General features: G+C 37.4%; 12 protein-coding genes. 2 read left to right on the plus strand and 10 right to left on the minus strand.

From position 1 onward, the window contains the following. Positions 1-83: 83 nt before the first annotated feature. Together cls and mecA are read right to left on the minus strand one after the other, a co-directional pair. Positions 84-1,595 carry a cardiolipin synthase gene (cls, locus tag N782_RS02200; RefSeq protein ID WP_036815637.1) on the minus strand — a complete coding sequence of 504 codons (1,512 nt, stop codon included), beginning with the start codon at positions 1,593-1,595 and terminating at the stop codon, positions 84-86. A 526-nt stretch (positions 1,596-2,121) separates the two neighbouring features. Then, positions 2,122-2,820 carry an adaptor protein MecA gene (gene mecA, locus N782_RS02205; RefSeq protein WP_036815638.1) on the minus strand — a complete coding sequence of 233 codons (699 nt, stop codon included), beginning with the start codon at positions 2,818-2,820 and terminating at the stop codon, positions 2,122-2,124. 335 nt (positions 2,821-3,155) lie between these two features. Here mecA and N782_RS02210 point away from each other — a divergent pair, with 335 nt between their 5' ends. Continuing rightward, positions 3,156-3,821 (plus strand): TerC family protein, encoded by a 666-nt coding sequence (locus N782_RS02210; protein WP_036815639.1) that lies wholly within the window; start codon positions 3,156-3,158, stop codon positions 3,819-3,821. A gap of 69 nt (positions 3,822-3,890) precedes the next feature. On the opposite strand, the gene spxA is transcribed toward N782_RS02210, so the two are convergent. Beyond that, positions 3,891-4,286: a transcriptional regulator SpxA gene (gene spxA, locus N782_RS02215; RefSeq protein WP_036815641.1), complete on the minus strand. Its 396-nt coding sequence runs from the start codon at positions 4,284-4,286 to the stop codon at positions 3,891-3,893. A 355-nt stretch (positions 4,287-4,641) separates the two neighbouring features. Beyond that, the gene (locus N782_RS02220; protein ID WP_036815642.1) at positions 4,642-5,235 is read right to left on the minus strand and encodes a GNAT family N-acetyltransferase; all 594 of its coding nucleotides are present in this window, start codon (positions 5,233-5,235) and stop codon (positions 4,642-4,644) included. A 155-nt stretch (positions 5,236-5,390) separates the two neighbouring features. Between N782_RS02220 and N782_RS02225 the strand changes: the two genes are divergently transcribed. After that, the gene (locus tag N782_RS02225) at positions 5,391-5,585 is read left to right on the plus strand and encodes a hypothetical protein (RefSeq protein ID WP_036815643.1); all 195 of its coding nucleotides are present in this window, start codon (positions 5,391-5,393) and stop codon (positions 5,583-5,585) included. Between the two features lie 142 nt (positions 5,586-5,727). Here N782_RS02225 and N782_RS02230 read toward each other — a convergent pair whose 3' ends face one another. The 6 genes from N782_RS02230 to N782_RS02255 form a co-directional block, all read right to left on the minus strand. After that, on the minus strand, positions 5,728-6,948 hold the full coding sequence (locus tag N782_RS02230; protein ID WP_036815645.1) for a putative glycoside hydrolase: 1,221 nt from the start codon (positions 6,946-6,948) through the stop codon (positions 5,728-5,730). 218 nt (positions 6,949-7,166) lie between these two features. Continuing rightward, positions 7,167-8,102, minus strand: a complete 936-nt coding sequence (locus tag N782_RS02235) for an ABC transporter ATP-binding protein (RefSeq protein ID WP_036815647.1) — start codon at positions 8,100-8,102, stop codon at positions 7,167-7,169. Continuing rightward, positions 8,099-9,166: an ABC transporter ATP-binding protein gene (locus N782_RS02240; protein ID WP_036815649.1), complete on the minus strand. Its 1,068-nt coding sequence runs from the start codon at positions 9,164-9,166 to the stop codon at positions 8,099-8,101. The genes N782_RS02235 and N782_RS02240 overlap by 4 nt, the downstream gene beginning before the upstream one ends. 19 nt (positions 9,167-9,185) lie before the next feature. Continuing rightward, positions 9,186-10,334: an oligopeptide ABC transporter permease gene (gene opp3C, locus N782_RS02245; RefSeq protein ID WP_036815651.1), complete on the minus strand. Its 1,149-nt coding sequence runs from the start codon at positions 10,332-10,334 to the stop codon at positions 9,186-9,188. Between the two features lie 2 nt (positions 10,335-10,336). Then, on the minus strand, positions 10,337-11,266 hold the full coding sequence (opp3b, locus tag N782_RS02250) for an oligopeptide ABC transporter permease (RefSeq protein WP_036815652.1): 930 nt from the start codon (positions 11,264-11,266) through the stop codon (positions 10,337-10,339). Between the two features lie 232 nt (positions 11,267-11,498). Beyond that, positions 11,499-13,241, minus strand: a complete 1,743-nt coding sequence (locus N782_RS02255; RefSeq protein WP_036815654.1) for a peptide ABC transporter substrate-binding protein — start codon at positions 13,239-13,241, stop codon at positions 11,499-11,501. Positions 13,242-13,286 lie beyond the last annotated feature (45 nt).

The following is a 13,286-nucleotide window of genomic DNA, read 5'->3' on the forward strand; positions in this document are numbered from 1 at the left end:
ATAAATACGACCTCCACCAGTCATATTCCTTTAATGAAATAAAAAAAGATGCCCCTTTATAAAAGAAACATCTTCAGTATTCATTAGAGCAAAGGAGAAAGAAGTCGGGAAGTGGATTCCAAAAACCTTTTGAGTATCGGTCTTTTTTTAAATGATTCTAAAGTGATTTCTTTCGCATTAGTTAAATCGTCCTCGTAATCATGCACCAACTTTTCAGTACTTTGGGTTCTATATAGGAACGCATTCACTTCAAAATTTAAATGAAAGCTCCTCATATCCATATTCGATGTTCCTATTGAAGCCAATTCATTGTCGACAATCATTAGCTTGCTGTGCATAAACCCTTTATTAAAGGCATAAATCTTCACACCTGCCTCTAATAACTCTGGAAAATATGATCTAGAAGCATAATACACAATTCGCTTATCAGGTTGATTTGGGACAAGCAACTTAACATCAATCCCACTTAAAGCAGCAGCCTTTAAAGCTGTCAAAATATCTTCATCCGGAATGAAGTACGGAGACGCAATCCATATTGATTCCTTCGCACTTACTATCATGGAGAAAAACACATGTTTGATGACTTCCCATTCATTATCAGGTCCACTAGCGATCATCTGTACTCCACCTCGCCCCTCTGAGTCTACAAGAGGAGGAGACAGGTACTCACTAGTTAAATGAGCCCTCCCAGTCATATAGTACCAATCCTGCAAAAATATCAACTGAAGGCTGCGTACAGACTCTCCTTGAACAAGTAAATGTGTATCTCTCCAAAAACCATAGTTTGAATCCCTTCCTAAATATTCATCCCCAATATTTAACCCTCCGACAAAAGCCGTCTTACCATCGACAACTACAATCTTACGGTGGTTTCTAAAGTTGATTTTGTTATTAAGAAACGGTAGACGAACTGGTGAAAATGGAACCACTTCCACTCCAGCATCCTCTAAGTCTTGCTTAAAGCGATTTGATAATTGCCAACTCCCCACAGCATCGTACAAAAACCGTACTTCTACACCTTGTTGTGCTTTCTCCATTAGAATGTTTTTAATTTCTATTCCTATTTCATCGTGTCGAACAATATAGTACTCCATATGGATGTGATGTTGCGCTCTATTTAGTTCATGTAATAACGCTTCAAACGTTTCTTCTCCATCAGTTAATACTTTTGTATTGGTATTAAATGTGATGGGGGAATGGGCTAATCGTTGAGCCAAGCGGAAAAGAAGCTTTTGGTGGTCACCCATTTGTTCCATCTGGCTGTGATCAATCTGCCTAGACCCTTCTATTCTTCGAAAGGCTTGTTCATCAATTTCCCCTTTTTGTTGAAACATTTTCCGTTTTCGATAATTTTGACCAAAGATTATGTAGAAAAAGAAACCAACAATTGGAACTGCAGCTAATACTACAAGCCACGTTAACGTTTGCGTTGGATGTCTATTTTCAAAAAATATCACAACTCCAATAAACACAGCTGATACCGTAAAAAGGATTGAGATTGTTCCTAGAAGCCAACCTTGCCAGTAAGAATGTGTCAGATAAAGCACAAAACCTATTAAGGTTAAAAACACTAAGATTTGAATACGTTTAAACATGAAGGCTCGACCCTTTCTGAAATTCACCGTGTTGTTAGAAGTATATTCTATTTACCCTTTGTTTTTCACTCTTATTCGTTATACGAATGTGAAACCATTTTTGATTCACTATGTGAGATGAAAGGTTTAATGAACTTTATTTGTCCTTTAAAATTCAGAACAAAAGCGCAAGCGCCCTGCTAGCGACGTATATGCTGGACTGAGCCGTAGGAGATAAAGGCAACACGAAGAACGAAGTGATTCGATGTTAACTTATCGTACGGAGGCGAGGGAAGCATACTAGTCGCTGGGCGCTGGAGCTGGACGATGTAAAAGCGCAAGCGCCTTGGTCACCCCCGACAGGCTTAAGTCAAGCCTCGAAGTGGCGTTATTTGCCACAGCGAGCCTTGACTTAAGACCCCGAGGGGGTAGGCGCTGGAGCTGGACGTGGCCGCACCACTTTTTCAGTTATACACAAGTATTGAATTTTATAGTACGCTAGACAAAAATAAAAAGCGACAACATTTCGTTGTCGCTTCAAATCCAGTTATTTTTCTGGAAAGTAGTTGGAAATTTGTTTCAATGCATCTTCATCGAAAATGGTTTTTCCGTATTCTTCTAAGCGGTGGACAGTCAATTGAGATTCATGACCAAATTCAAGTAATTGGCTTAGAATATTTTCTTGTATTTCGTCGCTCATCTCTTCTTTAGTGAATTCTACGTATAAGAAATACGTGTCTTCGAAGTGATAAAGCTTATCTGTGATGCCATCTGGCTTATCGAAGTAATGACTTAGTTGAATAACTTCTTCAAAGTCTTGGAAACGAATAACGAAAGATAAACGATCATTTGATGACTTCTCATCATTTTCTCCAGTGGATTCACTGTCTTGATCTTTGTTTACCTCTTCCCCACTATCTAACATGGATTCCAGTTTTTCATCAACTGGCATGTCGATGGTTTTGCCATCATCAGTAGGTAGTTCAAGCTTATGTCCATCTTTAGAAATCTGAGCTTTTGTTACAACAATTTCTAAGCCTTTATCCATAGCCTGTACTTGTATCCATAACGGTCCATCTAGACTGAACCCTTCTTCATCATTTACTTCATCCATCATTTGCCAGAAGAGCTGTTCACTTCTTTCTCTATTATACCAGATCTCTTCTCGGTCAAAACCTCGATCTTCGATGTCCATATACGTCACATAGAATTTAACGGTATTCTCATTAATACGTTCGATTTCCATTGAACTCGCTCCCTTCTGTTGATTAGTTTAGGTGGAAGGGAAAACTTCACCCTATAAAAATAGTTCTTATTTACAACATACCCTGATTTGAAATGTTTCAACCATTTGATGTGTTGAATCCTTTTAGTATTTGTTACTATTTTATGATACTTAGGGGTATATTGAAAACAGAATTGCTCAAAATGTTCAAAACAAACGAATGACCTAGATTCTTGACATCGAAAAAGGGTTGCACTATATTAGTTAAGTCGAGAATCATAAATTTATTCGTAAGTTAATTCATTATTTTAGCTGAAATTTCAGCTATTGTCACTAGGTAGTAGGAGGTTTTTTGCTTGGAATTAGACTTGATCAAAGATATATTGATCATAATCGGCATCGACATTGTTCTAGGCGGTGATAATGCCATTGTTATTGCACTAGCTAGTAGAAACTTACCTGATAAGCAGCGCAACAAAGCAATCTTTTGGGGGACAGGCTTAGCAGTAGCAATCAGGATTGCATTAACAGCCGTTGCTGTTTACTTACTACAAATTCCTTTTTTACAAGCTGTAGGCGGAATACTACTCATTTACATTGCTATAAAGCTTCTTACAGATAATGAAGAAGACCCTGACATAGAAGCTAAAACCAGCCTCTCTGGAGCGATAAAAACGATTGTATTCGCTGACTTGGTTATGGGTTTTGATAACGTCCTTGCCATAGCAGGCGCTTCCCATGGTAACATCTGGCTAGTTGTTATAGGATTGCTCGTTTCCGTTCCCATTATTATTTGGGGAAGTAAACTTATTCTTGCCTTACTAGAAAAATATCCATTCCTTGTGTATCTTGGTTCTGGTATTCTAGCATACACAGCTGGTGAGATGATTTTGCATGAAGGTAATTTTGAAGCCTTTTTCCATGAATATGCATTTCTTGAGTGGGTCATTCCTATTGCCTCCATATTCCTTGTAATTGGAATGGGATATTTGCTAAATCAACGAAAAAGTCAACATGCCTAACATAATTGTTCCACACTAAAAACTCTGCTGAATAATTCAGCAGAGTTTTATTATGATTAAGTATTAAATTTAGTTAACTAAGCGTTGTGCTTCCTGAAGCTGAAATGTACGAACGGTTCTAGGTAAAAATCTACGGATTTCATCCTCATTGTATCCAACCTGCAAACGTTTTTCGTCTACAATTATTGGTCGACGTAACAGACCAGGATTTGCGGTAATCATATCCAATAAATCTTTCATAGGAAGTTGATCCAGCTCGACTTCCATGTTTTGAAAAACCTTTGATCGAGTCGAAATAATTTCATCTGTGCCGTCTTCTGTCATGCGCAGAACTTCTTTAATCTCATCAATAGACAGGGGTTCAGAAAAAATGTTACGTTCCTCAAACGGAATATCATGCTCCTCTAACCAAGCCTTCGCTTTACGACATGATGTACAACTTGGAGAAGTATAAAGTGTGACCATGCAATCTTCACTCCTCAATCAAAATTTATCACGAATGTTTTAATCGCTTATTAAATTAAAATAAGTTTAATGTAGGCGCTTAAATTTAAGTATACTACATTTACAACCAAAACGGTAGACACTAAACAAAAAATAATTTTCTATCATACAAACATTATACAACGGACAACTATTTACATATGTACTATTCCACTTGTATATAGATCTAAACATATAAACTATTCTTTTTTTAAAAATTTATACTTCTTGTCTTGAATATCATTTTCATCATTATTTCTGATAATCAAATTTTCTTACAGCAAGATATAAATAAGCAAGCAGGGTAAACAATTTCCCTACTTGCTATACTACTTTTCTAAGCTTTTTCAGGTGTAGTAATATCTTCTAAAATATTTTTGGAATCTGAATCTTCATTAATTGTGAGGACTTCTTCAACTGGCTGGTAGGATTCACCGTATAATTCTTTATCCTTATACGTATGAATATTTATATACAATTCCTTCATTTTTTCGAAAATGGACTCTTCGGATTCGTGTTCTGGGGACCAATAAAGGATTTCCATTTGGTTTAGTTCATTGGTAGCAAGTGAACGTCTAGTGTAACCAATGGTATGGGCGTGTTCGAATCCTTCTTTCTGGTAGAATTTGAGGCGTTTTTCGGTGTCCGTATCTTCATAATCAACAGGCTCTACCTCTAATATGATTGGTTTACCTTTAGATTTTAGTTTCTCAATCAGTTTATGACCGATTCCCTGTCCTCTTGCTTTAGTGGATACCCAAACATAATCAATAAATATAAACGTTTTAAATTCAGCATACATTAAAACGTGCTTTGAACTTTCATCCTTAATGTACACATCACTTTTTTCTTTCAAGAGCAAATCCATATGCTCCTTAGACTTCATTTCCTCAACCGGAAAATATTCATTTAACTTCTCATACCAATTCATTGATCTACTCCTTTTTGTGTAGTCCTTTTAATTATAACGAATTTTCAGCGATTTGTGAAATTTACCTCTCTAAAACTTTCCAATCAAAAACTTTTCCTTAATAGCATATAGTATAACATGGTCACATTTCTATCTTTCGAAAGGAGCCTTTGTTTATGCATTTATTCATTTTGGACATGTTTCTTGTAGGGATTGGCATTATTTTATCAACGGCATTTCTAGCTAGTATTGTTCACCTTATAGTTAGTACAATATTTGGAAGAAGCTCTAGAGATTCATATAAGATTATCTCCACTACCATACAAAAAAACTGGCGTGGAATTGGTGTGCAATCAAAAAGAAAAATGTAATCCCTTTACTTATGTTGAAAAGATTAAAAGCTTTTATACATTGTATCTTCGGTCCCTAGAAACTAGATATTAGGAATAGCGTGGAAACTAATACTTTCTATGCAAAAAAACATCCTGGCGAAATTAGCCAGGATGTTTTGTATTATGGAGTGTAATCAACATTTTCTGAATAAGAGTTAACAGGATTCCATAATAAAAATTCATTTATTCCATGTTCATTTAACGCCTTAATTTGAGCTTCAACCTCTTCTTTATCATAATGCTTTGTTGGTTCTCCTCTGTAGAGCCAAGGAGCATCGAAATCTTGTATCCAAGGTCTAGAGGTTGGAGGGTCTTCTAATTCACCCAATCTTTCATTTTCCACTTTTGCATATTCGGAAACTAGTTTATAAGGTTCTTTATCAGGGAACGGAATACCAAAGTACGATGTCCAATGTGAAGGATAAATCATGGATGATATTACATCGACTTGCTCTGATATTTTGGTGAAATTCTGTCCAATACCTGGAGCCTCAGCAATAGTTGCAGAATAACCGAAAATATCTACCGATACATCAACATCATAATACTCTAATTCTTCTCTAGCATATTTAACAAAATCTGTTACGGCAGTTACACGTTTTTGAACATTGTCGCCTTCGAAATCTTTATAGTCACCTTCATTATAGGTAAGGATGTCATCACGTTTCTCGAATCCTTCTGGGAACCTGACATAATCAAATTGGATTTCCTGAAAACCCATTTCTGCAGCTTTTTTAGCAACTTCAACATTGTAGTCCCAAACTTCTTTCATAAATGGATTTACAAAGGACTCCCCTTTTCCATTTGCCCATACCTTCCCATTTTCCTTAAATGACCATTCTGGTCGTTTTTTGGCTAATTCACTGTCCTTAAAAACGACTATTCGAGCTATAGGGTAAATTTCTTTTTCTTCTAATGTTTTTAGCAATTTCTTTGGATCCTTAATATAATTTCTACCTACATCATGATAAGGAGATTCCTCTTCTGGTTTATACGTTAAAATGCCTGCATCCTCTTTAATATCAATTACCATACTATTCAATTCTGTATCCTTTATTAATTTGGTTAGTTTCTCAAAACGACTTCCCCCGGCACTAGGACCTGTTACATAAATTCCTCTAACTGCATCTGGATATTCAAAATTAAGCCCAGTATCATATACAAATCTTGGTACAGGATCAGGTAACTCACGCTTCTGTAACGTCATTTGATTTTCCGTGTGAAACGATACTGTTTGTGCCTCTGAACCTTCATCAGCAGAGACTTTATTATGTAGCGGGAAACTCAAACTTAGAAGGAGAATTCCTATGAGGACTACCGTCTTATGTTGCATTTTCTCCATATCGCATCGACTCCTAATTAAAGAATATATTACTATTATAAAAGACAATGAGGAACTTTTGGGAAACAATTTATATATTTTTCCTATTTATTTATATTTTTCATACATTTGTCTTATACCTACTACTTTTTCAATTACCCTGACACGTATATGTAATATTTTTACACTAGAAAGTAAAATAAAAACCTCACCACCTATATGATGAGGTTTAATCATTATTATTTTAATTGCTTTTTGTATTGCTCTAGTTCCTTCGTTGTACACAGGATCCAGTGTCCTGGTTTAATTTCACGAAACTCTGGCTCTTCGCTCGTATCATGTTGTGTAGGATCGTAGTTTTTACGTTGGCGATTTCGTTCATAATCTGGGTCTGGTAACGGAATCGCTGAAAGTAAGGATTGTGTGTAAGGGTGCAATGGATTTTTGTATAACTCATCACTATCCGCTAACTCTACAAGCTTACCAAAGTACATAACACCAATTCGATCACTGATGTATTTTACCATGGATAGGTCATGGGCAATAAATAGATACGTAAGGCCTTGTTCGCGTTGTAGTTTTCTCATTAGGTTGACGACCTGCGCTTGAATGGAAACGTCCAATGCAGAAATAGGCTCGTCAGCGATAATAAAGTCAGGATCCACTGCTAGAGCACGAGCAATACCAATACGCTGACGTTGTCCACCACTAAATTCGTGGGGATAACGGTTCGCATGCTCTTTGTTTAATCCTACAGTTTCTAACAGATCTTCAACTTTTTTCTGGCGTTCCTTTTGATCTTTTACCAAACCATGGATATCCAGCCCTTCTGCTATCGTATCCATAACCTTCATACGCGGGTTAAGGGATGCATACGGGTCTTGGAAAATCATCTGCATTTTACGATTAAATTTCTTCATCTCTGATTTATTTTTCTTTCCATGAACATTTTCTCCATCAAAAAGAACTTCACCATCAGTAGCATCGTATAGGCGAATAATTGTACGGCCAGTAGTAGATTTACCACAACCAGATTCACCAACTAATCCAAATGTTTCGCCTTTATAAATATCAAACGTTAACCCATCTACTGCTTTAACTACATTATTTCTTCCTGATTGGAAATGTTGTTTAAGGCCTTTTATTTCAAGTAATTTTTCTTGTGATTGACTCATTTGGTATCACCTTTCCCATCATCATTCGAAGCGCCCATGCTTGCAAAACCTTGAGTGCGTTTCTTAACAGCCTCAGGTAATTCAATTTTAGGTGCGTTCTCATGAAGCAACCAGGTAGCGGCATAATGCGAATCAGACACTTTGAACATCGGAGGCTCTTCTTCTGTATCGATTTTTAACGCATATTGGTTACGAGCCGCAAACGCATCCCCTTTTGGAGGATTTAACAAGTCAGGAGGTGTACCTTGAATCGCTGCTAATTCACTTTCTTCGTCATCAAGTGTTGGCATAGATCCTAGTAATCCCCAAGTATATGGATGCTGTGGGTTATAGAAAATATCATCAACTGTTCCAACCTCAACGATTTTCCCAGCATACATTACAGCTACACGATCAGCTACGTTTGCTACTACACCTAGGTCGTGCGTAATAAATACAATGGACGTCTCTGTTTTCTTTTGTAAATCTTTCATTAATTCTAATATCTGTGCCTGTATCGTAACGTCTAGTGCTGTGGTTGGCTCATCGGCAAGTAGAATTTTCGGGTTACATGCTAGTGCTATTGCAATAACAACACGTTGTCTCATACCACCAGAGAATTGGTGTGGGTATTGATTAATACGACCTTTCGCATCTGGAATACCAACCATTTCCAATAATTCAATTGCACGACTTTTTGCCTTGCTACGGTTCATTTTTTGGTGCTTAATTAAGCCTTCCATAATTTGATTACCGATTTTCATTGTTGGATTAAGAGATGTCATAGGATCCTGAAATATCATAGAGATATCTTTACCGCGAACCTTCGACATAGCTCTATCAGAAAGCTTCGTTAAGTCTTTTCCTTCAAATAGAATTTCACCATTCTTGATCTTACCAGGAGGTGATGGAATTAAACCCATTAATGCTTTTGTTGTAACGGATTTACCAGAACCAGACTCTCCTACAATTGCTAATGTTTCACCTTTATTTAAATGGAAGTTCACACCACGAACTGCTTCTACTTCCCCTCCGTGGGTATCGAACGACACTTTTAAATCTTTTACATCTAGTATTTTTTCCATGAAAAGCACACCTACCTTTCTATTCCCTCATCTTCGGATCTAGTGCATCTCGTAGTCCATCTGCTAGAACGTTAAATGCAACCATGATTAACGAGATGATAACGGATGGGAATACAAGCATATAAGGATAAATTTGGAATGATTTAAATGCATCATCAATTAAAGTACCAAGGGAAGCTAAAGGTGGCTGTAAACCTAGTCCAATAAAGCTTAGGAAAGCCTCGAAGAAAATAGCTCCTGGAATTGTAAACATTGTATTAATAATGATTAACCCAGTTACGTTAGGTACTAAGTGTTTCATCAGAATACGTGAGTCACTTGACCCTAGCGTCCGAGATGCTAGAACAAATTCTTGATTCTTAAGTTTAAGAACATTCCCTCGTATTACCCTGGCCATTCCAATCCAGCCTGTTATGGTTAAGGCAATGGTTATCGACAAAATACCGGGTTCGAGTACGAGAATCATGAGAATTACAACTACCAAGTTTGGTATTCCTACTAAAATCTCCACAATACGCTGCATATAGTTATCGACACGACCACCATAATATGCAGAAACTCCACCATAAATAACACCAATAACCATATCAATGGTTGCTGCTAAAATAGCAATATATAAAGAGATTCGAGTACCAGACCAAGTACGCGTCCAAAGGTCACGACCTAGCTGATCAGTACCAAACCAATAATATTCATCTTGAATGCCTCTTGCGGCATAGATATCATTTGTGAACTCCACTTTTGCCATTTCATCTTCTGTAGCCTCTTGAATTACTTTAGACTCAATAAATTCAGGTTCAGTTTCAAAAACATAAAGCGCTTTCTCTTTTAAGGCCTCTACAGATTCACCTTCTAAAACTTCGGTTTCTTTACCATCAAGTCCAAGCCATGAGATATTCTCAAGACCTTGTACACGTGGTGGTACGTTCGTAATGTTAGAATCTTGTTCTTTGAATGTGTAGTTATTCATATATGGACCGAAAATAGCCATAAAGCCAATGAAGAGTAGAATTAGTAGGCCAATAATAGCCCCTTTATTCTTCTTTAATCGAATCCATGAATCTTGTAGGTAGCTTAATTGGGGTCTTGAAAGTTCTTCCCCTTTTTCCTCTGATATTTCTATGGGTTCAAATCGATCTTTATTATACTTATGCTCTTCGTTTGCCATACTTAATCTTTACCTCCTGCTAGTCGGATACGGGGATCAATAATTCCATATAGTATGTCGACTACCAATACAATAAAGATAAATAAGAAAGAGAAGAACAGTGTTGTTCCCATAATCATTGGGTAGTCATTTGTTGTGATAGATTTTACAAACTGTTCACCTAATCCTGGGATTGCAAAGATATTCTCAATTACCAGGTTACCAGTCATAAGCGCGACAGCTAGTGGACCAACTACTGTAATCAATGGAATTACCGCGTTTCGAAGTCCGTGTTTAAAGGTAACTAATACACTGTTAAGTCCTTTTGCTCTAGCGGTTGTGATAAAGTCAGAACCTAACACTTCTAACATTTCCGTACGCATAAAACGTGCTGCTGTTGCAATTGGGAACATCGCCAAAGCTATGGTAGGTAAAATCATATACCTAGGGCCTTCCCAGAATGCAGCTGGCAACCAACCTAATTTTACAGCAATGTAATACTGAAGCATTCCAGCAAACACAAAGCTTGGAATTGATTTACCGATTACAGCTAAGAAAGTTGAACCGTAATCAATAAACGTATTATGTTTAATGGCGGCTGCTATACCTAATAGCATTCCAACAACCATTCCGAAACCTAATGCAAGCGCTCCCAGTTGTAGAGATGGACCTAATTTCTTCATAATTAGAGTTGAAACCTCTCTGTTGTCAAACTGGAATGACACCCCAAGGTCTCCTTGTGCGACATTCGTTATATAATTAAAATACTGAACGGGAATTGGTTGATCTAAGCCATAACGAGCTTTCATCAATTCTAATTGCTCTTCACTTAACTTTCCTTCCATTGCAAATGGAGAACCAGGAAGAAGCTTCATTAAGAAAAACGAAACGGTAGCAATTATAAACAATGTAATGAACATATATATAATTCGTTGAAGAATATATTTAGCCATATCAACACCTCCTATTAAAATTTCCCCTACGAAACATTTTAGCATACACATGACAATACACATAGACTTGACTTTAGCGCATGTGTAATAATTTGTCGAAAAAATATTTGAAAATTCATTCTAGTGGAACTATTTGTACTTTTACAGGGAAAAAGAGAGTATGCGCAAAACTTAACACATACTCTCTTCCTTCATTTAACCATATATACAAGTTTTGTAACGATTCTGTATTTTACTTCTCGATTTCTACAAATTTGTAGCTGTAGTCGTTACCAAATGGATTTAATTGATCCATGTTCTTAACGTAAGGCTTTTGTAGAACAGAACGTACACGTTGATATACAGGAGCAATCGCAGCGTCATCTAGAAGTACTTTTTCAGCTTCTAGCATTGCTTCGAAACGCTCTACTGGCTTCGTAGCTAGATCAGTACGTGCTTGGTTGATTAGCTTGTCATACTCTTCGTTAGAGTAACCCATGTCATTGTTAGGTCCGCCAGTTACCCATAGGTCAAGGAATGTCATAGCGTCTGCATAGTCAGGACCCCAACCTGAGAATGTTAGTTCATACTCAGAAGCGTTCTCGATACGAACACGCTCTTTAAATGGAACCTGCTTAAGCTTGATTGTAAGACCAGGTAGGTTCTTTTCTAGCTGGTTCTTAAAGAATTCACTTGTAAGCTTCGCACTTTCTGTGTCACCAGATAGGAAGGAAAGTTCAACTTCTTCAAATCCAAGTTCTTCTTTCGCTTTACTCCAATGCTCTTGAGCTTTTTCAAGATCGAATTTAAGCATTTCGCCGTTAATGTCACGGAAGCCTTCATCTGTTTCCGGATGCTTGTCCAAGCCAGTTGGAATAAAGTAGTTTGCAGGAATACTGCTGTTACCAACAACTACGTTTACGTAGTCTTCTTTGTTAAAGCCTTGCGCAATTGCTCTACGGAAGCTTTCGTTCTGCATTTTCTCACCTTGAGTAGCAGAATCTTGGTTAAACTTCAGATAGAAAAGAACTGTTTCTTGTAGTTCCTTATAGTCTGAATCTGTTTTGTACTTATCGATAAAGTCTCCGCCTAGACCAGCTTTATCAACTTTACCTGTTTGATATAAGTTTACGGAAGTAGCACGTTCTTTAACAACACGAACATCAATTGCACCTAGGTCCACATTAGATGCGTCCCAATAGTCTTCGTTCTTAACAAGTTTCCAGCTTGAACCGTGGTCCCAGCTTTCCATCTTGAAAGGTCCGTTAGAAAGAATTGTGTCTGCTTCTAACGCATAGTTTTCACCTTGCTCTTCTACGAACTCTTTATGAAGAGGGTAGAATGTCGGGAATGCTGCGAAAGAGTCAAAGTATGGTACTGGTGTTTCTAGATTTACAACAAGTGTCTGCTCATCTTTAGCTTCTACACCTAATTCAGAAGGTTCCATTTCGCCATTTGCAATAGCAGTAGCGTTTTTAAGGTTACCTTTCATTAAGTATGGTCCGTAAACAGATCCTGTATCTGGGTTAATAGCACGTTGCCAAGCATAAACGAAGTCGCCTGCAGTTACTTTATCTCCATTAGCCCATGTTGCGTTATCACGTAAATGGAATGTCCATGTAAGTCCATCTTCACTAACTTCTGTTTCTGACTTCTTCGCTACACCATCAACGATTTCTCCGCCTGGTGCTAAACGATAAAGTCCTTCTTGTACTGCTGTAACGAATTGGATACCAGTTGAAGTTTGTACTTTACTTGCATCCATGGATGGAATTTCAGAGCCTTCAGTAAGACGTAATGTCTCGTTACTTGCACCTGAAGCATCATCTCCAGAATCGCCTTCGCCTTCGCTACCTTCGTCAGTTTCTTCTGTGTTTTCTCCGTCACCTTCATTGCCAGATCCTTCATCTTCAGATCCGCCGCCGGAGCAAGCTGCTAGGAACATTGTAAGAACTAGTCCTAACACAAGTAGTAATGACCATTTTGTGTTTCTCATTTAGAAATTGACCTCCCCTTAAAGTAAGAATTACTGAATTTTTTC

Origin of the sequence: Pontibacillus yanchengensis Y32 (genome assembly GCF_000770635.1) — a bacterium.
In the GTDB taxonomy this organism is placed as follows: domain Bacteria; phylum Bacillota; class Bacilli; order Bacillales; family BH030062; genus Pontibacillus; species Pontibacillus yanchengensis.